An 18,638-nucleotide genomic window follows, 5' to 3' on the forward strand; every position below is an offset into this window, starting at 1 on the left:
GAGGAGTAAGGGCAGTCGGATGGCCGACCTTCCTACGACGCCCCTGCTCGATACCGTCGACACTCCCGACGACCTCCGCAAGCTCGATCCCAAGCAGCTTCGCCAGCTCGCCGACGAGCTGCGCGCCGAGACGATTTCCGCCGTGGGCAGCACCGGTGGGCACCTCGGCTCGGGCCTGGGCGTGGTCGAGCTGACCACTGCGATCCACTATGTGTTCGATACCCCGCGCGACAAGCTGGTCTGGGACGTCGGCCACCAATGCTATCCGCACAAGATCCTCACCGGCCGCCGGAACCGCATCCGCACGCTGCGCCAGGGCGGCGGGCTCTCGGGCTTCACCAAGCGCAGCGAGAGCGAGTACGATCCGTTCGGCGCAGCGCACTCGTCGACCTCGATCAGCGCGGCGCTGGGCTTCGCGATCGCCAACAAGCTCTCCGACGCGCCCGGCCGCGCCATCGCGGTGATCGGCGACGGCTCGATGTCCGCCGGCATGGCGTATGAGGCGATGAACAATGCCGAGGCGGCCGGCAACCGGCTGATCGTCATCCTCAACGACAACGACATGTCGATCGCGCCGCCGGTGGGCGGCCTCTCCGCCTATCTGGCGCGGATGGTGTCCTCCTCCGAATATATGGGCCTGCGCAGCCTGGCGAAGCGCGCGATCCGCAAGTTCTCGCGCCGCCTGACCACCGCGGCGGGCAAGACCGAGGAGTTCGCCCGCGGGCTCGTCACCGGCGGCACGCTGTTCGAGGAACTGGGCTTCTATTATGTCGGCCCGATCGACGGCCATAATCTCGAGCATCTGATCCCGGTGCTGGAGAATGTCCGCGACAGCGCCGAAGGCCCGATCCTCGTCCATGTCGTCACCAAGAAGGGCAAGGGCTATGCCCCGGCCGAGGCGGCGGCGGACAAATATCACGGCGTCCAGAAGTTCGATGTGATCACCGGCGCGCAGGCCAAGGCGCCTCCGGGGCCGCCGGCCTATCAGAACGTGTTCGGCGACGCGCTGATCGAGGAAGCGAAGCGCGACGCGAAGATCGTCGCGATCACTGCCGCCATGCCCTCGGGCACCGGCGTCGACCGCTTCGCCAAGGCCTTTCCCGAGCGTGCCTTCGACGTGGGCATCGCCGAGCAGCATGCGGTGACCTTCGCCGCCGGGCTTGCCGCGCAGGGCATGCGCCCCTTCTGCGCGATCTATTCGACCTTCCTCCAGCGCGCCTATGACCAGGTCGTCCACGACGTGGCGATCCAGAACCTGCCGGTCCGCTTCGCGATCGACCGCGCCGGGCTGGTCGGCGCCGACGGCGCGACCCATGCCGGCAGCTTCGACATCACCTATCTGGCGACGCTCCCCAATTTCGTGGTGATGGCCGCCGCCGACGAGGCCGAGCTGGTCCACATGACCCACACCGCGGCGCTGCACGACAGCGGCCCGATCGCAGTGCGCTATCCGCGCGGCAGCGGCACGGGCGTCGCGCTTCCGCAAGTTCCGCAGCGGCTCGAGATCGGCAAGGGCCGCATCGTCCGCGAGGGCAAGACGGTGGCGATCCTGTCGCTCGGCACCCGCCTGGCCGAGGCACTGCGCGCCGCCGACACGCTCGAGGCCAAGGGGCTCTCCACCACCGTTGCCGACCTGCGCTTCGCCAAGCCGCTCGACGAGGCGCTGATCCGCCGCCTGCTCACCACCCATGAAGTGGCGGTGACCATCGAGGAAGGCGCGATCGGCGGCCTGGGCGCGCACGTGCTGACCATGGCGAGCGACCAGGGCCTGATCGATGCCGGCCTCAAGCTGCGCACGCTGCGCCTGCCCGACCTGTTCCAGGACCAGGACAAGCCCGAGCTGCAATATGCCGAGGCCGGCCTCAACGCCGAGAGCATCGTCGACACGGTGCTCAAGGCGCTGCGCTGGAACGAAGGCGTGGTACCGGGCGGCGCGCGGGCCTGAAGGCTCAGCGCTGCACAGCGCGCAGGCGAACAAAGGATCCGCCATACCAGTTTCCGGTTGGCTTGCCGGCACTGTCATATTGACGCGACAGCATCGAATATTCGTCATTCGAGACCCAGCGATATTCATAGATCCGATAGCTTCCCGCTGGCTCGTCGGAAAAGCGCACCTCCAATCGCAGGTTCGAAGCCGCATCGAGACTGCCCACGCCCACGCCGCTGCGGGCAGTCCCGAAATGCGAAAGATGGCGCACATGGTCGCGCGCATCATCAAAGACCCATAGGATATGTCCCGCGAGATCGGGCGTATCGACAACGCATAGCACGCTGCGATCGGTGTTCACCGGCGCGCATTTCGTGTGGTGCCGCGGGATGGTAATCGTTTCGACGGTTTTGCCGTCCCAGACCTGCTGGAACCGGTCGTCCTTCAGCGTCCACTCGCCGAAGAACCGCGCGAAGGGATTGGCAGCCCGTGCCGGAGGCGCGTCCTGCGCTCCGGCGAGCACCGGAACGACAAGCATCGGCAACAGGCGACGGACAGCAAATCGCGTCATGGCAGCGGAGCCAGGCAGATCGGTTGAACCTGCCCGGCCCCTTAGCAGAATCCGCACGCAGCGGGAACCTTGTCGCGCGGCGCGCGGGCCTAGTCGCGCACCGCCTCGGGCAGCTTGAGCGGCTCGAACCCGCCCCAGTTCTGGCGGGTGCGGCCCTTGGAATTGCGGTCATATTCCTCGCGCCAGGGATCGACGAAGCTGCGCGCGGCCCAGGCATCATATTGCGCCGCCATCGCGTTGACGCGGTCCGGCTGGGCCGCGGCAAGATCATGCATCTCGGCGCGATCCGCATCCATGTCGAACAGCTGCCAGGGCTGCTCGAACCGCGCGACCAGCTTCCACTTGCCGTCGCGCACGGCACGGTTGCCCTCATGCTCCCAGAAGATCGGCGTGGCACGCGTGAGCGGCTTGCCGGTGAAGGCCGGCACCATCGAGCGGCCCTGCATCGGCACGATCTCATGGCCGTTGAAGCTCTTGGGATAGGTGGCGCCGCTCACCTCTACCAGCGTCGGCATCACGTCGATCAGATGGCCGGGCGTCGTCACCTTGGTGCCGCGCTGCTTCGCCGCGATTCCCTGGGGCCAATAGGCGATCAGCGGGGTGGCGATGCCACCTTCCTCGGTGAAGTGCTTGAAATACTGGAAGGGCGTGTTCTGCAGCGTCGCCCAGTTCATGCCAGTCCACACCACCGATTGCGCGCTGCCCGGCGTGCCCTTGCCGTTCAGCCGGCCATCGGGGCCGCTCTCGCCATTGCCGCCATTGTCGCACATGAACAGGATCAGCGTGTTGTCGAGCTCGCCCGACGCCTTGAGCCGCGCCACCAGCGTGCCGATCGCGCGGTCGACCCGGCTGATCGCCGCCGCATAGACCGCCATCATCGTGTCGAACCGGTCCTTGTCCGCGGCGCTGAGCTTGTTCCAGTCATAGGTATTGGCCAGCGCCGGCGGCAGCTCGGCATTGGCGGGGATGATGCCCAGCTTCTTCTGCTTCTCGAACCGCGCGCGCCGGATCACGTCCCAGCCGCGCATGTACTTGCCCTTGAACTTCGCGACGTCCTCGGGCGGGGCCATGATCGGGAAGTGCGCGGCAGTGAAGGGCATGTAGAGGAAGAACGGCTTGTGCTCGCTCTCGGCCTGCTTGAAGAACTTGGTCTGCCAGTCGACGAACATGTCCGACGAGTACCAGTTGCCCGTTCCCACCCGCGGGGAGTTGGTCGGCACCTTCTCGCCGTCGAGATAGACGTTCTGCGTCATCGGCTGCGGCTGGTTGGGGAAATAGAGCTCGCCATAGGGCGTCACGGTCGAGTGATCGAATCCCCGCTGCCAAGGCGCCACGCCATGCCCCATGCCGACATGCCATTTGCCCGCCATCGCGGTGTAATAGCCGGCCGACTTGGCGACTTCGGCCATCGTTACCACGCGATCGAGCAGCCGGCTCTGCAGCCCCTGCGCGCCGGGGAAATCGGTGCCCTCAAGATGGCCGAGCCCGGCCTGGTGCGGATAGGTGCCGGTGAGCAGCGAGGCGCGCGACGGGCTGCACCGGGCGCTGTTGTAGAATTGGGTGAAGCTCAGCCCGCCCTTGGCCAGTGCATCGATGTTCGGAGTCGGAATCTCGCTGCCGAACGCGCCGACATCGGAGAAGCCGACATCGTCGAGCAGGATCACCACCACATTGGGCCGGGTCGGCTGCAGCTTGGCCGGGCTGCGGGCAGCGGTCTGCGCGCCGGTCTGGAGCGGCAGCGCCACGGCGGCGACGGCAAGCGCAGCGCCACAGGCGCGGCTGAGCAGATGACGGATATGCGCAGGCTTCATGGCAGGGCCCCTCTCATTGTCCCGAAACGCCGGCCCGATCCTTATCGGTGCAGCGCGCAACGCAAGCGTACAACTGCGTTAATTATCATATCAATACCATAGTTGTCGCAAACTGTCGCAGGCGTCGACCGCGTCGATTTGCCGCCGGTCAAATCGGCGCGGGGCGGGACTCGCCTTGGCCGTGCATCGGCTCTAAACCTCGGCGCCGTGCTGCAGATGACTTCGCTTCCCGCCTCCGCCCGCCCCCGCGCGCTTGCCAACTGGCTGTTCGCCGTGGCTGCGCTGATCGTGCTGATGGTGGTGATCGGCGGCATCACCCGGCTGACCGAGTCCGGCCTTTCGATCACCGAATGGAAGCCGCTTTCGGGCGCGATCCCGCCGCTCAGCGATGCCGCCTGGCAGGCCGAGTTCGCCCACTATCAGCAGATCGGCCAATATCAGCAGCTAAACCGCGGCATGTCGCTGGCCGAGTTCAAGAACATCTTCTTCTGGGAGTATCTGCACCGGCTGCTCGGGCGCGTGATCGGCCTTGCCTTCGCATTGCCGCTGCTGTGGTTCTGGGTCCGCCGGGCAATTCCGAAGGGTTATGGCTGGCGGCTGATCGCGCTGCTCGCGCTGGGCGGGCTGCAGGGCGCGCTCGGCTGGTGGATGGTCAAGTCAGGCCTCAACACGGTGCGCACCTCGGTCGACCATTTCTGGCTCGCCGCACACCTGCTCACCGCGTTGTTCACGCTGGGCGGCATCGTTTGGACCGCGCTCGACCTGCTGGCGCTCAACCGCAATTCGCGGGCGCGCCCCGCCCACCTCACCGCGCTGGGCATCGGCGTGCTGGTGGTCCTGTTCGTCCAGCTCTTCTACGGCGCGCTCGTCGCCGGGCTCGATGCCGGGTTGGTGACCGATCAATGGCCGCTGATGAACGACCATTTCTTCCCGGGCGTCAGCCAGACCGGACAGACGCTCGGCCATGTCCTCCTCTCCGATCCTGCCGTTGTCCACTTCATCCATCGCTGGTGGGCCTGGGTGGCAGTGGCCGGGCTGATCGTGCTGGCCCGCAAGGTACGCGGCACCAATCGCCGCGCCTCCATCGCGATCCATGCGGCGTTCGGCAGCCAGATCCTGCTCGGCATCGCCACGGTGATGGCCGGCGTGCCGATCTGGCTGGCCGCGCTCCACCAGCTCACCGGCGCGCTGGTGGTAATGGCCACGGTATGGGGCGCACATGTCGCCGGTAGCCGGGCCGGCGCTTGAGCGAGCTCGCGCTCTTCTACGTCACCTTCGCCACCCGCGCGGATGCCGAGCGCGTGGCCGAGACCATCCTCGCCGAGCGTCTTGCCGCCTGCGCCAACATCCTGGCGCCCTGCACCTCGCTCTACCTCTGGCACGGCAGCCTCGAGCGCGCCGAGGAAGTGCCGGTACTGTTCAAGACGCGTCCGATGCTCGTCACCCGGCTGCGCGAGCGGATCGCCGCGCTGCATCCCTATGAGCTGCCGGTGATCGAGAACTGGGCCGCAACGGCGAGCCCCGAAGTTGGGGCCTGGATCGAGGGCGAGACGCGCTGATGCTGCTCGCCGCGATTGTCCTCCAGGCAAGCGCGGTCAGTTTCGCCCCGCCGCTCGACATGCCGCTCCGCGTGGTCAGCGAGCGCCGCGACGGCACTCGCGCCTTCCGTCTCGAGCGCGAACTGCGCTTCGCCCGCGAAGGCACCGGCTATCGCGCCGAGGTGATCCTGCGCACCGCTACCGGCGAGACGCCGGACGGCAGCGGCGCACTCTACGAGGCGGGCTATGCCGCACTGATCGGCACGCCGATCCTTTTCCACCTCGACGCCGCCGGCGCGCTCGCCGCGATCGACGACATGCCGGCGCTGTGGGAACGCTATTGCACGCGTGTCGCCGAAGTCGCCGCCGGGCGCCGCGTCCTCGCACCCGCCGATCGCGCGAAGCTGGCCGCCCGCATCGCCGCGCCGCTGCGCGCGCTCCCCGCGGAGAAGCAGCGCGCGATGCTCGCCTCGCTCGTTTCCGCGGTGATCGTCGAGGAACCGCTCGCGCCGGGCAGCGCGCCGGTCCACCTCCCCGCAAGCTCGGCCTATGGCAGCGCCGCGCCGCTCGACGGCATGCGCATCGTCGTCCCGATCGCGGGCGGCCTGCTCCGCAGCAGCACCAGTGCCTCCTCCGATACCGTTACACTCGAGCAGGTCAGCGAACTCGATCCGCGTACCGGCCTGATCGCGCGCAGCAGCAAGACGGTGCGCATCCGCGCCGGCGGACTGGAGAAGCTGAGCACCACCCTTGTCATTCTGGAACCGCTGCCCCACTAGACATATGGTATCCAGATACCCGTCAGCAAACCCACGCATTTCTTGACTTTTCACGAGCGAATCGTCAGAGGGCCTGCAACCGCGCTGCCCGAGAGGGTGGCGCGCTTCCGTTTCATACTGGAAAGGTCTCGCCCAATGAAGGCGCTGATGAAGACCACCAAGTCGGCCAAGCCGGCCGAGGTGGAGAAGAAGTGGCACATCGTCGATGCCGACGGCCTGATCGTCGGCCGCGCTGCCGTCGTGATCGCCAACGTCCTGCGCGGCAAGCACAAGACGAGCTTCACCCCGCACGTCGACTGCGGTGACAATGTCATCGTGATCAACGCGGACAAGATCCGTTTCACCGGCAAGAAGCTGGCCCAGAAGGTGTACTACAAGCACACCGGCTATGCGGGCGGCATCAAGGGCATCACCGCCGGCAAGGTCCTCGAAGGCCGCTTCCCGGAGCGCGTCCTCGAAAAGGCCGTTGAGCGCATGATCCCGCGCGGCCCGCTCGGCCGCCAGCAGATGCGCAACCTGCGCATCTACAACGGCGCTGAGCATCCGCACGAAGCGCAGAACCCCGAGGTCCTCGACATCGCCGGCATGAGCCGCAAGAACAAGGTGGGCGCATAATGTCCGACAACCGCCAGTCCCTTTCCGACCTGGGCTCGATCGCCGCCGGCGAGCAGGCCGTTGCCGCTGAGGCCCAGGCTTCGTCCGACACCCGCGCCGAGGCGTATCTCGCCGGCCAGCTCGACGAGCCGACCAGCACCGCCCCGCTGCGTGCACAGGAGCTCGACAAGTTCGGCCGCGCCTATGCGACCGGCCGCCGCAAGGACGCCGTCGCCCGCGTCTGGCTGAAGCCGGGCACCGGCAAGATCACGATCAACGGTCGTGACCAGGAAGTCTATTTCGCGCGTCCGACGCTGCGTCTCGTCATCAACCAGGTGTTCGGCATCACCGAGCGCGAGGGCCAGTATGACGTCGTCTGCACCGTCAAGGGCGGTGGCCTTTCGGGCCAGGCCGGCGCGGTGAAGCACGGCATCAGCCAGGCGCTCACCAAGTACGAGCCGGCGCTGCGTACCCCGGTGAAGCGCGCGGGCTTCCTGACCCGCGACAGCCGCACGGTCGAGCGTAAGAAGTATGGCCGCGCCAAGGCGCGTCGCAGCTTCCAGTTCTCGAAGCGCTAAGCTTCGGGCGGAAACGCTACTCGAAGGGGCGGTCCGGCAACGGGCCGCCCTTTTCGTTTAGGCGCGCCCCGCGCCGCAGTACCGCCCAGAAGGTCAGGCCGCCCACCATGCCGCACGCCGCCAGGAATAGCGCGTCCTCCCCGAGTTCCCCGTTCGAAACCCCGCCGAACAGCATCAGCACCGGGATAGGCACCCCGCCGACAAGCAGCCCGGCCAGCGCAGCGCTCCACCAGCGCAGGCGGCTATGCCGCCCGATCAGCCAATAGGCAGGGATGCCGATCAGGAAGACGTGGAACAGGGCGATAGGCATCCCAACGGGCAGTGCCATCGTGAGCACGAACGGGATTGCGGAGAGACCGGACAGCAGATCGCGCCCGATAACGAAGGAAAAGATCAGCCCGCCCGCCACCGTCGCCGCGACAACGGCGAGACAGCCTGCCCCGGCGACATTCTCGGAAGGGAGGGCCTGGGTCACGCCCGCGCCAGCCAGCCGGCATAATGCACCACCGCGCCGACCAGCGGCAGCGACACACCCACTTCGAAGCGGAAGCGCCCATCCTCCTGCCATTCGCGCGCAGTGATCCGCGGGCCGAGGAAGCGCGGCATCGGCACGCCGAACGCCGTCCAGCCGCGCAGCGCCATCGCCAGCCCCTTGCCGTCTGAGGGCAGGTCGAAGGCAAAGCGCAGCGGCCCGAAGCGCTCGGCAACGCCCTGCCCCGTCAGGCTGAGTTCGCTGGAAAAAACATGTCCGCCAAAATCACGCGTCCAGCGCTCCTTGCCCGCCGCCGCGGCGAAGGAAACATGGAGTGGATAGCTGCCGGCCGGCGGGAAGCCCATCATCCGCCCGATCAACCAGGCCAGCCCCCTGCCCCGCCGCACCTGCCCCTCGCCGTCGGCACCGGCATCGCCGGTCATGTCGTGCATCGCCCGCACCCGCCCGGGCAGCGCTTCGAAGCGATTCCCCATCGCCCGGGCATAGAGCGGCGCGACCGGCCGCTCGACTATCCCGTGGCGAATCGCCAGCCCGGCGAACAGCGGCTCGAACTGGTCGAGCGTCAGCAATCCGCCGGCATCCTGCGCGCCCGGCGCCACCCGCCCGGCCAGCACTTCCTCGGCCAGCAGCTGCGCCGCCAGCGTCGGGATCTCGGGGCCGTCGCCCCGCTCGGCGATCAGCGTCCAGCGCCGCTCCACGCCCGATCCGGTCACCGTCACCGCCATCGCCGAGCGATCGCTGGTGATCCGGCCGGTCATCTGATGGAGCCGATGCAGCCAGCCCGTGGCGCCGCGCAGCGAGCCGATCCAGCCCCAGCGCACCGGCCAGCTGAGCAGCCAGAGCGCGAGCATCTGGAAGCCCATCTCGGTGCCCGCGCGGAAGGTCATGGCCGGTCGCCCGGGAAGCGCCTCGGGGATCAGGCTCAGGTCCGGCACCTCGGCGAGCGCTACCCAGCGGCGGAGCGGCGCCACCCCGCCGATCGCGAACCGCTCGCGCCGCAATTCCTGCCAGCCCGCCGCCTGCGCCCAGCGCCGCCCGCGCCACAACCGCACCGGCTTGCCGACATAGGAGAGGATCGCCGCCACCACCGCCGGCCCGGCCACCGCGCGGTTCGAGGCGCTGAGCGCGATCTCGACCCGCTCGACGCGGTCCATCCCTTCGGCCAACTTGCGCACCACCGCCCCCGACAGCGCCGGCAGGCTCGAGGCGCCGCTGACGATCGGCACCGCGATCTTCGCTCCCTTGTTCAGCGCACCGATGCCGGTGACGAAATCGCGCGCATCGGCCAGGTCGAGATAGGGAATGCGCATCGCGATGCACGCCTCGGGCACGGTGGTGCCACTGCCCTGGAACGGCCCGGCTGCGTCGATCACCAGGTCCGGCCGCTCGCGCGCCAGCACCATGCCGACGCCATTGGTCCGGTCCGCGACCACCGGCTCGGCGCCGGGATGCGCGACGCAGAAGGCAGCGGCCTTGTCGAAGCGCCGCCCTGCGACGAGCACGATGTGCCCGGCACCGATCAGCCGCCGGCTCAACCGCGCGCCGAACCCGCCATAGCCGCCGATGACTAGGATGCGGCTCATTCGCCCTCCGCCGGAGAAGCAAGCTTTTGCATGACGCAGAAGAAGGCAAGCCCTCCCACCGCACCGGCAGTGCCGCCAAGCGCGAACCGCACAAGCATGTAAGGGAACAGGCCCGGCCCAGCGTCATAAATGCCGAGCCCGATTGGCAACAGTCCGATAGCAAAGCCGGCAACGGCGGCGCCCACTCTGGACAACGATATCACTCGGGACAGGATCAAATAGGCGGGCAAGCCTGCCAAAAGTGCGTGAATGAGCGTCACCGGTATCGCGTAGATGAAGGCAAGCACGCCGAGTGCCAGCGCCAACGGAGGCATCCAGATCAGCATCAGCGCGACAACGGCGGATATCGCAATCGCACTGGCAACTGCGCCGCCGCAAAGCGCGATGGCCGGCCGCAGCCAGCGGGGGACAACGTCGCTCATTCCGCAGGGTCCGCGAATACGCAGAGCTGGTGGACCAGTTCGCCCAGCAGCGGATGGACCAGATCGAGGCTGAACAGGAAGCGCCCGCCGCCGATATCATGGTGGCCCACCGTCAGTGCGCCCGGCATCGCCCAGCCGGGCAGCTTCATGCGGAGGCCGCCCAGCTTGAGGAAATAATGATCGCTGACGAACAGCAGCGCTCCGCCCGCTTCCTCGAGACGCAGCGCGATACCCAGCCCAAGCCCGAGATATTCCTCGATCCCCGTTGGGCCGGCGAAGCGCTTCACGCTGTGGATAACCTGTGGAAAACCCTGTGCGCGGCTATATTGGCGCGTCCAATATTGTCCCCGCCCCCCGGCATCGGCCGTTACGCTCACACAGGCAGCGGCGCCTTCGTCGCGAGCCAGCGGCAGCGGCGCGCCGATCAGCCGCGCGGCCTGGGCGAGCAGCCACCCCGCCCGGCTCATCCGGCATTCGGCGACTTCGCCGAGATACGAGACGCAGGCCCCCGCCGCGATCTTGCGCAGGAAGCGGCGGCGCGTGGCGGGCGGCAGGAACAGCCAGCGCTCGCCGAGCAACCGGGCGAACGGGCTGTCGCCATCGTCGCGGCACGGCGCCGCGACACGGTGCCAATCGGCAAATCGCGCCAGCGAACCCTGTGCCACCGCCCGCATCGTCCGTTCCTTTCCGCTATTCCGCCTTGCTCTTCGGCAGGAAGGTCAGGATCCGCTTGCCGAGCCGGATCAGCATCATCAGCCGCCCGGGGGGCACGCTCATCATCTGCTGGTACCAGTCGTCGATCGTCACGACGAAGTCCTGCATCGCGGTGATCCGCGCGCGCGCCGTCTCGGAGATGCGCGCGTCGCGCTTCGCCTCTTCGGTGCAGACCTTCAGCGCTGCCACCGCCGGATCGATCTCGCGCTCCTTGCGCCCCTGGGCGATGCGCGTGAGCATCTGCATCAGGTCGACCTCGGCCTCGTAATGGTCGCGCCGGTCGCCCATCACCGGCACGCGCCGGATCAGCTTCCAGCCGAGCAGCTCCTTCAGGCTGTTCGACGTGTTGCTCCGCGCGATGCGCAGCGTGTCGCTGATCTCCTCGGCGTTGAGCGGCCGGTCGGAGAGGTAGAGCAGCGCATGGATCTGGGCGACCGAGCGGTTCACCCCCCATTGCCCGCCCATCTCGCCCCAGTGCAGCACGAACCGCTGCACCGCGATCGGCAACTGAACAGCATTGTCGGTAATTTCTGTCATAACAGAAATATGAGACACAGTTGCGCCGGAGTCAATCCCTGCCACGATCCGCCGCCGATTTCCCCCGCCCTGCCGACGCGGCCGCCGTTGCGATCGCGCAACCACCGGCCAAAGCTGCGACGAGTGCGCGCAGCGCAATCGCCGTGAAGATTTCCTTAGGTATTTCCACAGGTTGTCGGAATTTCCGCTATAATCTATTCAAGGATATGCAGGTTGCGGCGGTTCCGCGGTCTCGGGGGATATCGGGGTGTTCCAACAACGTAGGATGGCCGTGCTCAGCGCGGCGCTTGGTCTGCTTGCGCTTGCCGGCTGTGATGGCGGCGGTGGCGGCGGTTCGCCGTCGAGCAGCGGCGGCGGCATCGTCGCCGCGCCCAGCCCCACGCCCACGCCGGTGGTGTTCACCGATGGCGATGCCGTGCGCCTCGCCAAGCAGGCGAGCTTCGGCGCCACGCCCGATATGGTCAGCCGGATCAAGACGCTCGGTGCCACCGGCTGGGTCGATGAGCAGCTCGCCGCCTCCACCAGCACCTATGCCGATCTCGCGGTCGAGGTTCGCCGCGATTTCTGCGTGAGCACCGACACGATCTGCAACCGCGCCCATTTCAGCCGCACGCCGGTGGCGATGCGCTTCTATGCCAACGCCATCGCCGGCTCGGACCAGCTGCGCCAGCGCGTCGCATTCGCGCTCGGCCAGATGGTCGTGGCGTCGGAAGCCGAGGTGAACTCCACCGCCGGCATCGCCGCGTTCAACCAGATCTTTCTCACCAACGCCTTCGGCAACTACCGCGACATCCTCAGCCAGGTGACGATGCTCGGCTATATGGGCGACTATCTCGACATGGCCGACAGCAACAAGTCGGGCCCGTCGGAGAATTATGCCCGCGAGCTGCTCCAGCTCTTCTCGATGGGGCCGGACGCGCTCAACATGGACGGCAGCCTGAAGCGCGACAGTGCCGGCGCCGCCATCCCCAACTACACGACCGACGACATCAAGGGCGTCGCCAAGGCGCTCACCGGCTGGACCTATGCCCGCGTCGGCGGCGCCGCGATCACCGATGGCAACGCTCGCGACTATTCGAAGCCGATGATCACGGTCGCGACCCGCTACGATACCACGCAGAAGAGCTTCCTCGGCACCAGCGTCGCCGCCGGTGCCGCCCAGGATGCGAGCGTCGCCGCGGTGGTCGATGCCGCCTTCAATAATCCGTCGACCGCGCCGTTCGTCGCGCGGCACATGATCGTCCATCTCGTCACCGCCAACCCGAGCCCGGCCTATGTCGGCCGCATCGCCGCGGTGTTCGCCGACAATGGCAGCGGCAAACGCGGCGACATGAAGGCGGTGGTCCGCGCGATCCTGCTCGATAGCGAGGCACGCTCGGCCCCGACCACCACGTCCGGCAAGCTCAAGGAGCCGGTGCTGCTGATGACCGCGCTCGCCCGCGCGATCGGCTTCACCACCGACGGCTATGTGTTCACCACGCGCGACACCAGCCTGGGCCAGCCCGTCTTCCGCGCGCCTTCGGTGTTCAACTTCTATCCGGACGATTTCCCGCTGCCCGGCTCGACCACGCTGAAGAGCCCGGCCTCGAAGCTGCTCAACACCTCGAACGTGCTGCGCTGGCACAATTTCGTCTATGACTGGACGGTCTCGGGCGATGCGACGCGTAGCGAATATGCGCTCGATTCGGGCCTGCCCATGTCGTCGCTCACCCAGCCCCTGTGGGCGAGCTGGGAAGCCTATGGCAGCGATCTCGACGCGATGGTGTCCCGCATCGATCTGGTGCTGTTCGCCAACACGCTGAGCCAGGCGCAGAAGGATGCGCTCAAGGCCGCCGCCACGCCCATCACCAATACCGACGTCAACATCCAGGCGCGCCGCCGCGCCCAGATGATGCTCTATGTCGCGGCATCGAGCCCGATGTTCCTGGTCGATCGCTGAGGATCCGGACCCATGACTTTCTCCCGACGCGACTTCATGAAGGTCACCGCCGGCGCCGGCGCCATGGCCGCCATCGGCCAGCTCGGCCGCACCACCGCGATGGCCGCCCCGAACGGCAGCTACCGCGCGATGGTCGGCGTGTTCCTGTTCGGCGGCAATGACAGCTGGAACATGGTGATCCCCACCGACGCCCGGCACGCCCAGTATCTGGCGTCGCGCGGCACCGTGGGCATCGCGGCCAGCAAGCTCGCGTCGCTCACCGGCGCCGCCTATGCGCTGCATCCCTCGATGGCGGCGCTCCGTCCGCTCTGGGACGAAGGCAGCCTGGCGCTCGTGCTCAACGCCGGCACGCTCTATGCGCCGCTGACCAAGTCGACCTATCAGTCGCGCGCCGATCTGCGCCCGATGAACCTGCTCAGCCACTCGGACGAGCAGGCGCACTGGCAGGGCCTGCGCGCGCGCGATTTCGCGACCGACGGCTTCATGGGCCGCCTCACCGACAAGATGGGCGTCAGCGCAATCCCGTCGATGATCTCGATCGCAGGCTCGAACCTGGCGGTGATCGGCAAGACCAGTTCGGCGCTTGTCCTGCCCTCCACGGGCACGCTCAGCCGCTCGGGCTATTCGACCGGCACCGGCGCCGCCAATGTCGCCAAGAACAACGCGCTCACTGCCTTCTCGTCGGCGACGGGGCTGGGCGAGCTTTCCGAAGCGAGCGCGCGCGACATCAATGCCAGTTACAGCCAGGCGACCACCGCCAATGGCATCATCTCGGCGGCGAGCGCGCTGGACGGTTATTTCGTCAACCCGACCACCGGCGCCGCGCTCACCAGCGACGTCGCCCGCCAGCTGATGCGCGTCGCCCGCATGATCGATGCGCGCGGATCGCTCGGCCATGGCCGCCAGACCTTCTTCGTCAGCCAGGGCGGCTATGACAATCACTCGGGCCAGGTGAACGGCGGCACCAACGATACCGGCACCCATGCCAATCTGCTCGGCGACCTCGCCATGGCGCTGGCCGGCTTCCACCGCGCGATGCAGTCGATCGGCATGGGCGAGAACGTCACTGCCTTCACGATGAGCGACTTCGGCCGCACCTATCGCGGCAATGCCCAGAACGGCACCGATCACGCCTGGGGCGGCAACCATCTTGTGGTCGGCGGCAACGTCACGCCCGGCGGAATCTTCGGCGCCTATCCCGATCCGGTGCTGGGCGGCGCCACCGATGTGAGCAGCGAGGGCCGCTTCCTCCCCGCAGTGTCGCAGGAGCAGTATCTCGGGGCGATCGCGCGCTGGCACGGCGTCAGCGATGCCGACATGCCCTATGTCTTCCCCAACTGGTCGACCTGGAGCGGCGCCGGGCTCGGGCCGCTGGGGCTGTTCCGGACTTAGGTTCCTCCGCGCTTAACTGCGTATCCGGATTGCGCTATCGTTCGCCCCGGGTAATGGGGCCCGCCTTTCGGGGAGGCGAACGATGGCCAATCTCTACCGCATTACGCCGTTCATGCACGTGCCGGACATCGAGAAGGCTGTCTGGTTCTTCACCGAGGTGCTGGGCTTCGCGCTCTATTTCCGCACGTCCAACTATGCCTATGTCCAGCGCGAGGCAGCAGCGTTCCGCCTGCTCGAGAATATCGGCGACGACGGCGCGCCGCCGGGGAATCGCCGCTTCTGCTATTATATCGACGTCGAGGATGTCGACGCGGTGGCCGAGGAGCTCAAGCCCAAGGCAGGCCTGCTCAACGACGGCGACCTCTACGGCCCGATCGACCAGATGTACGGCCAGCGCGAGCTGATGGTGGTGGCGCCCGACGGCAATCTGGTGGTGTTCGGCCAGGACATCTCGAAAAGATAACGTCATCCCGGCCTCAAATCGTCATCCCGGCTTTCGCCGGGACGACGGTCAAAGGAGAACACTCGCCTCCCCCAGGAACCGCGCCCGGGTAGAGAAGCTTGCCCCCTCCACGGTGATCTCGTTGAACGAGGGCGGCTGCGCCCGCACGCGCTCGGAAAGCGTGCCGGCCCCGATCAGCCGCACCTTGTGCCCGTCCAGCTCGCGCTCGACGTCGAACGGATCATGGACATGGCCGGTCAGCACCGCATGCGCGCCCGCCGCCGCCAGCGCGCCCAGCGCCTCGGGCCCGCGATGCGTCTCGCTGGTCATCCGCGTGCCGCCTTCGACCAGCGGATGGTGGCAGGCGACGAACACCAGGCCGCCCTTGGGCACCGCCTCGACCAGCGCCAGCGATTCCTGCAGCGCCCGATTGCTCACATAGCCCTTCGACCAGTTGAGCCGCCACTGGAAGCGCGCCGTCGTCTTGAGCGGCACCACCGCCACGCCTTTCACGTCGAGCGGCCGTTCGATCATGTGCTCGAGAGCGCGGTAGCGCTTGTAGGGCGTCACGAACCGCGCCCAGGGATTGAAATAGGGCAGGTCGTGATTGCCTACCTCCACCGTGACCGGCCGGCCCAGGCTCTGCAGCCATTTCGCCGCCGCCTCGAACTCGCCGTGGCGCGCCCGCATCGTCAGGTCGCCGGTCATGATCACGGCATCGGGCTGCTCTTCCTTCACCCGCGCACCGAACCAGTCGATCGCGGCGCGGTCCTCGCGCCCGAAATGGACGTCGCTGACGTGGAAGAGCCGTGTCATCCCAGTTCCTCCCGCGTCGCGATGAACGCCTTGCGGCTCATCCCCGCCTTGATCGGCGTGCCGGGCGGCAGCGACACCGGCTCGCCGTCGAACAGCGCGAGCACCGGCTTCTTGCCGCGCGGGCTGAGTTCGCTCGTCAGGCTGTCGCTCACCGCGCGCGCGGCGACCCAGTCGCCGGTCATCCATTCCCAGCCGAGCTGGACGATCGCGCCCCAGTCGCGGGCGTCCACCGCCGCGACGTGCAGCTCGCCTTCCTCCGGGCGCACGAACACCGCCTGGTAGCGGTCCTTCAGCGCCGGCACGCCCGCGATCCGGATGCCGCTGCCGCCGAAGGTACGGTTCCAGGCGACGTGCGCGGCCTGGAACAGCTTCTTGATCGCGCCCTTGCGCGCCGCCTCGCGCGCCCGGAACCAGGCCGTCGCCGGCCCCAGGATCAGCCCGACGAACGCCTTGTTCTCGCCCGCCTCGATATAGGGCAGCGCCACCCGCGTGGCCTCGTCATGCGCGGCCTCGATGATCTTCTTCGGGTCGAGCGTCGGGTGCAGCGACTTGGCGAGCAAGTTCATCGTCCCGCCCGGCAGGATCAGGAAGCTGCCCTTCCAGTTCGCCAGCGCACACAGCGTCGTGTTGATCGTCCCGTCGCCGGCGAACAGCACCACCGTGTCCACCTTCTTGCGCGTGAGCGCCGCGCCCTTGGGCAATTCCTCCGCCGGGAATTCGGTGCGGCCGACCAGCGTCAGCCCGCGCTCCTCGAATATGGCTTCGAGCGCGTCGCACTTGGCCTTGGTGGTGGATCCCGAGCCGGGGTTTGTAATGAACCAGAGTCTTTCCATCCCGGTCGTAACGCTCGGGAATCGATTTGGCTCAATAGCGGTAGAGCCGAATTTTCTGGATGCCGAACTGCCCCGGCGGCAGGCGGACATGGCGGCCCTGATGCGTCTCGTCGCCGTTGAGCCTGCGCCCAGCCATCCACTTGCCACCCTCGAACCGGCCCTCCTCGACCAGGTCCAGGCCGACACGCGGCTCGAAGGTCAGCGTCACGCCGCTGCCCGCGACCAGATAATCCTCGCCGCCTAGCCAGAGCAGGATCGCGCCATGCTCGCCCGGCTCCTGCTTGTCCTTCGCCGTCCAGGGATCGACGAAGTTTGCGGTGATCCGGTAGCCGCCCATGCGCGCCGCCTGCGGGCTGCTGTCGACCACGCCCTCGAAGCTCACCACCGGCGAAAAGCCATCCTGCGCCTTGGCCGCGAACAGCGCCGGCGTCAGCTGCTCGAGCATCGCGTAGAAGCCGCCCAGCCGGTCCTTGTCAGCGATGTTCTCGATCGCGAAGGGGCTGAACCCGATCGCCTTGTGCTTGCCGATCACGCGCATCGCATTGGCCGGTGCGCGCGGATCGCCCGCCTGGTTCGCCTCGGGCACGAACAGCACATTGCCGGGCACGACATAACCGTCGGCGATCCCGGCGAAGTTCGGGAAGTAGATGTCGGGCGAGAGCATGTCGATCGCCGGGCCCGCGCCCTTCCACTCGCGCATCAGATGCGCCAGCGGCCCGCCGCTCGGATAGTCGCCCGGCAGCTTGCCCGGCCGCCCCTGCGCGCCGTTGACGTACATCGGCAGCCGGTACTCGCGCTTCCCCGCCTCGGCGACCGTGTTCGCCCAGCGGGCATAATGATGCGCGGTGAAGCCTTCCTCGCTGCCCTTCCATTTGGCGAAGGCAGCATCCGCCAGCGGCCCCTGCTCGCGCGCGGTCGGCAGGAAGCCGATCTCGTTCTCCACCTGCACCATCAGCACCGTGTGCCGCTCGCCGTCGATCGCCTTGAGATGCTTCATCACCGCCGCGAACGCCCGCGCGTCCGCATCCAGCGTCGCCTTGCCGAATACCGAGAGGATGTCCTGCGGCTGCCCGTCCTTGCCGGTCGAGCGCAGGAAGCGCTTGCCGTCACGCTTCACCCAGGCGGGCACATAGGTCGACATGCTGTTCTTCCAGCTGCCGAACCACAGCAGCACCAGCCGCATGTCACTGGCCCGGGCGTCCTCGATCAGCCAGTCGAGGCTGGAGAAATCGAACCTGCCCTCCTCGGGCTCGATCGCTTCCCAGGTCACCGGCGCCAGCACGGTGTTGAGGTGCAGCGCCTTCAACCGCTGCCAATGCGGCTTGAGCCAGGCGCGATCGGTGGCCGAGGAATTGCCCAGCTCGCCGCCGCGGATCAGGAACGGCTTGCCATCGACGATCAGCCGCCCGCCCTCCAGATGCGGGGCCTGGGCCAGGGCCGGGGTGGCGAGGAACAGGGCGAGCGCGGAGAGCCAGCGGAGCATGGCCGCCACAATAGTCTGATTTAAGCGCTTGGGAAGTTGGAGCGGGTAGCGGGAATCGAACCCGCGCTAGAAGCTTGGGAAGCTCCTGTGATACCATTTCACCATACCCGCTCGGGTATAGCGGGCGCTTGCCACAGCCCCCGCCCCCCGGTCAACTGCAGGTTTGCCCGTTGACCTGCCCTCGCC

Annotated in this window: 19 protein-coding genes and 1 tRNA gene; 9 read left to right on the forward strand and 11 right to left on the reverse strand. The window is 67.6% G+C overall.

Annotated elements, in window-relative coordinates:
• The first annotated feature begins 19 nt into the window (after positions 1 to 19).
• Positions 20 to 1,945 (forward strand): 1-deoxy-D-xylulose-5-phosphate synthase, encoded by a 1,926-nt coding sequence (dxs, locus tag P6144_RS11430; RefSeq protein ID WP_277767884.1) that lies wholly within the window; start codon positions 20 to 22, stop codon positions 1,943 to 1,945.
• A gap of 4 nt (positions 1,946 to 1,949) precedes the next feature.
• On the opposite strand, the gene P6144_RS11435 is transcribed toward dxs, so the two are convergent.
• A complete protein-coding gene (locus tag P6144_RS11435; protein ID WP_277767885.1) occupies positions 1,950 to 2,498 on the reverse strand; it encodes a hypothetical protein in 549 nt (182 codons plus the stop codon).
• Between the two features lie 89 nt (positions 2,499 to 2,587).
• Positions 2,588 to 4,309, reverse strand: a complete 1,722-nt coding sequence (locus tag P6144_RS11440; RefSeq protein WP_277767886.1) for an arylsulfatase — start codon at positions 4,307 to 4,309, stop codon at positions 2,588 to 2,590.
• Between the two features lie 216 nt (positions 4,310 to 4,525).
• Here P6144_RS11440 and P6144_RS11445 point away from each other — a divergent pair, with 216 nt between their 5' ends.
• The 5 genes from P6144_RS11445 (at position 4,526) to rpsI (ending at position 7,798) form a co-directional block, all read left to right on the forward strand.
• Positions 4,526 to 5,557: a COX15/CtaA family protein gene (locus tag P6144_RS11445; protein WP_277767887.1), complete on the forward strand. Its 1,032-nt coding sequence runs from the start codon at positions 4,526 to 4,528 to the stop codon at positions 5,555 to 5,557.
• Entirely contained in the window at positions 5,554 to 5,868 is a 315-nt protein-coding gene (gene cutA / locus P6144_RS11450) for a divalent-cation tolerance protein CutA (RefSeq protein ID WP_277767888.1), read from the forward strand. Before P6144_RS11445 ends, cutA begins: the two co-directional genes overlap by 4 nt.
• Complete coding sequence (locus P6144_RS11455; RefSeq protein WP_277767889.1) at positions 5,868 to 6,626, forward strand: hypothetical protein; 759 nt, start codon at positions 5,868 to 5,870, stop codon at positions 6,624 to 6,626. Before cutA ends, P6144_RS11455 begins: the two co-directional genes overlap by 1 nt.
• A gap of 135 nt (positions 6,627 to 6,761) precedes the next feature.
• A complete protein-coding gene (gene rplM / locus P6144_RS11460; protein ID WP_086131156.1) occupies positions 6,762 to 7,241 on the forward strand; it encodes a 50S ribosomal protein L13 in 480 nt (159 codons plus the stop codon).
• A complete protein-coding gene (gene rpsI / locus P6144_RS11465) occupies positions 7,241 to 7,798 on the forward strand; it encodes a 30S ribosomal protein S9 (protein ID WP_277767890.1) in 558 nt (185 codons plus the stop codon). Before rplM ends, rpsI begins: the two co-directional genes overlap by 1 nt.
• Before the next feature lie 16 nt (positions 7,799 to 7,814).
• Here the strand turns inward: rpsI and P6144_RS11470 are convergent, their stop codons facing one another.
• The 5 genes from P6144_RS11470 to P6144_RS11490 are packed head-to-tail and all read right to left on the reverse strand — an operon-like array spanning position 7,815 to position 11,547.
• A complete protein-coding gene (locus P6144_RS11470) occupies positions 7,815 to 8,273 on the reverse strand; it encodes a hypothetical protein (RefSeq protein WP_277767891.1) in 459 nt (152 codons plus the stop codon).
• Positions 8,270 to 9,874 carry an SDR family oxidoreductase gene (locus P6144_RS11475; protein ID WP_277767892.1) on the reverse strand — a complete coding sequence of 535 codons (1,605 nt, stop codon included), beginning with the start codon at positions 9,872 to 9,874 and terminating at the stop codon, positions 8,270 to 8,272. The genes P6144_RS11470 and P6144_RS11475 overlap by 4 nt, the downstream gene beginning before the upstream one ends.
• On the reverse strand, positions 9,871 to 10,296 hold the full coding sequence (locus P6144_RS11480) for a hypothetical protein (protein ID WP_277767893.1): 426 nt from the start codon (positions 10,294 to 10,296) through the stop codon (positions 9,871 to 9,873). The genes P6144_RS11475 and P6144_RS11480 overlap by 4 nt, the downstream gene beginning before the upstream one ends.
• Positions 10,293 to 10,970 (reverse strand): DUF4166 domain-containing protein, encoded by a 678-nt coding sequence (locus P6144_RS11485; protein ID WP_277767894.1) that lies wholly within the window; start codon positions 10,968 to 10,970, stop codon positions 10,293 to 10,295. The genes P6144_RS11480 and P6144_RS11485 overlap by 4 nt, the downstream gene beginning before the upstream one ends.
• Positions 10,971 to 10,986: 16 nt before the next feature.
• Positions 10,987 to 11,547 (reverse strand): MarR family transcriptional regulator, encoded by a 561-nt coding sequence (locus P6144_RS11490; RefSeq protein WP_277767895.1) that lies wholly within the window; start codon positions 11,545 to 11,547, stop codon positions 10,987 to 10,989.
• A gap of 265 nt (positions 11,548 to 11,812) precedes the next feature.
• On the opposite strand from P6144_RS11490, the gene P6144_RS11495 reads away from it, so the two are divergent.
• From P6144_RS11495 to P6144_RS11505, 3 genes are all read left to right on the forward strand, one after another.
• Positions 11,813 to 13,486: a DUF1800 family protein gene (locus P6144_RS11495; protein ID WP_277767896.1), complete on the forward strand. Its 1,674-nt coding sequence runs from the start codon at positions 11,813 to 11,815 to the stop codon at positions 13,484 to 13,486.
• 12 nt (positions 13,487 to 13,498) lie between these two features.
• A complete protein-coding gene (locus P6144_RS11500; protein ID WP_277767897.1) occupies positions 13,499 to 14,878 on the forward strand; it encodes a DUF1501 domain-containing protein in 1,380 nt (459 codons plus the stop codon).
• 82 nt (positions 14,879 to 14,960) lie between these two features.
• On the forward strand, positions 14,961 to 15,341 hold the full coding sequence (locus tag P6144_RS11505; protein WP_277767898.1) for a VOC family protein: 381 nt from the start codon (positions 14,961 to 14,963) through the stop codon (positions 15,339 to 15,341).
• Positions 15,342 to 15,389: 48 nt separating this feature from the next.
• Here the strand turns inward: P6144_RS11505 and P6144_RS11510 are convergent, their stop codons facing one another.
• From P6144_RS11510 to P6144_RS11525, 4 genes are all read right to left on the reverse strand, one after another.
• Positions 15,390 to 16,136 carry a metallophosphoesterase gene (locus tag P6144_RS11510; protein WP_277767899.1) on the reverse strand — a complete coding sequence of 249 codons (747 nt, stop codon included), beginning with the start codon at positions 16,134 to 16,136 and terminating at the stop codon, positions 15,390 to 15,392.
• Complete coding sequence (locus P6144_RS11515; RefSeq protein ID WP_277767900.1) at positions 16,133 to 16,969, reverse strand: diacylglycerol kinase family protein; 837 nt, start codon at positions 16,967 to 16,969, stop codon at positions 16,133 to 16,135. The genes P6144_RS11510 and P6144_RS11515 overlap by 4 nt, the downstream gene beginning before the upstream one ends.
• 31 nt (positions 16,970 to 17,000) lie before the next feature.
• Complete coding sequence (locus tag P6144_RS11520; RefSeq protein ID WP_277767901.1) at positions 17,001 to 18,452, reverse strand: DUF5597 domain-containing protein; 1,452 nt, start codon at positions 18,450 to 18,452, stop codon at positions 17,001 to 17,003.
• A gap of 37 nt (positions 18,453 to 18,489) precedes the next feature.
• A tRNA-Gly gene (locus tag P6144_RS11525) sits at positions 18,490 to 18,563 on the reverse strand.
• Positions 18,564 to 18,638: the final 75 nt, after the last annotated feature.

The sequence above is a fragment of the Sphingomonas sp. HITSZ_GF genome (assembly GCF_029543155.1).
GTDB lineage: Bacteria > Pseudomonadota > Alphaproteobacteria > Sphingomonadales > Sphingomonadaceae > Sphingomonas.

What these genes read in the sequence shown, in the direction of transcription:
- dxs (WP_277767884.1), top strand. Translation starts at nt 20, where the DNA reads ATGGCCGACCTTCCTACGACGCCCCTGCTCGATACCGTCGACACTCCC.
- P6144_RS11440 (WP_277767886.1), bottom strand. Translation starts at nt 4,309, where the DNA reads ATGAAGCCTGCGCATATCCGTCATCTGCTCAGCCGCGCCTGTGGCGCT.
- P6144_RS11510 (WP_277767899.1), bottom strand. Translation starts at nt 16,136, where the DNA reads ATGACACGGCTCTTCCACGTCAGCGACGTCCATTTCGGGCGCGAGGAC.
- P6144_RS11520 (WP_277767901.1), bottom strand. Translation starts at nt 18,452, where the DNA reads ATGCTCCGCTGGCTCTCCGCGCTCGCCCTGTTCCTCGCCACCCCGGCC.
- P6144_RS11435 (WP_277767885.1), bottom strand. Translation starts at nt 2,498, where the DNA reads ATGACGCGATTTGCTGTCCGTCGCCTGTTGCCGATGCTTGTCGTTCCG.
- P6144_RS11480 (WP_277767893.1), bottom strand. Translation starts at nt 10,296, where the DNA reads ATGAGCGACGTTGTCCCCCGCTGGCTGCGGCCGGCCATCGCGCTTTGC.
- P6144_RS11495 (WP_277767896.1), top strand. Translation starts at nt 11,813, where the DNA reads ATGGCCGTGCTCAGCGCGGCGCTTGGTCTGCTTGCGCTTGCCGGCTGT.
- P6144_RS11500 (WP_277767897.1), top strand. Translation starts at nt 13,499, where the DNA reads ATGACTTTCTCCCGACGCGACTTCATGAAGGTCACCGCCGGCGCCGGC.
- P6144_RS11485 (WP_277767894.1), bottom strand. Translation starts at nt 10,970, where the DNA reads ATGCGGGCGGTGGCACAGGGTTCGCTGGCGCGATTTGCCGATTGGCAC.
- P6144_RS11490 (WP_277767895.1), bottom strand. Translation starts at nt 11,547, where the DNA reads ATGACAGAAATTACCGACAATGCTGTTCAGTTGCCGATCGCGGTGCAG.
- P6144_RS11505 (WP_277767898.1), top strand. Translation starts at nt 14,961, where the DNA reads ATGGCCAATCTCTACCGCATTACGCCGTTCATGCACGTGCCGGACATC.
- rplM (WP_086131156.1), top strand. Translation starts at nt 6,762, where the DNA reads ATGAAGGCGCTGATGAAGACCACCAAGTCGGCCAAGCCGGCCGAGGTG.
- P6144_RS11455 (WP_277767889.1), top strand. Translation starts at nt 5,868, where the DNA reads ATGCTGCTCGCCGCGATTGTCCTCCAGGCAAGCGCGGTCAGTTTCGCC.
- P6144_RS11445 (WP_277767887.1), top strand. Translation starts at nt 4,526, where the DNA reads ATGACTTCGCTTCCCGCCTCCGCCCGCCCCCGCGCGCTTGCCAACTGG.
- P6144_RS11515 (WP_277767900.1), bottom strand. Translation starts at nt 16,969, where the DNA reads ATGGAAAGACTCTGGTTCATTACAAACCCCGGCTCGGGATCCACCACC.
- P6144_RS11475 (WP_277767892.1), bottom strand. Translation starts at nt 9,874, where the DNA reads ATGAGCCGCATCCTAGTCATCGGCGGCTATGGCGGGTTCGGCGCGCGG.
- rpsI (WP_277767890.1), top strand. Translation starts at nt 7,241, where the DNA reads ATGTCCGACAACCGCCAGTCCCTTTCCGACCTGGGCTCGATCGCCGCC.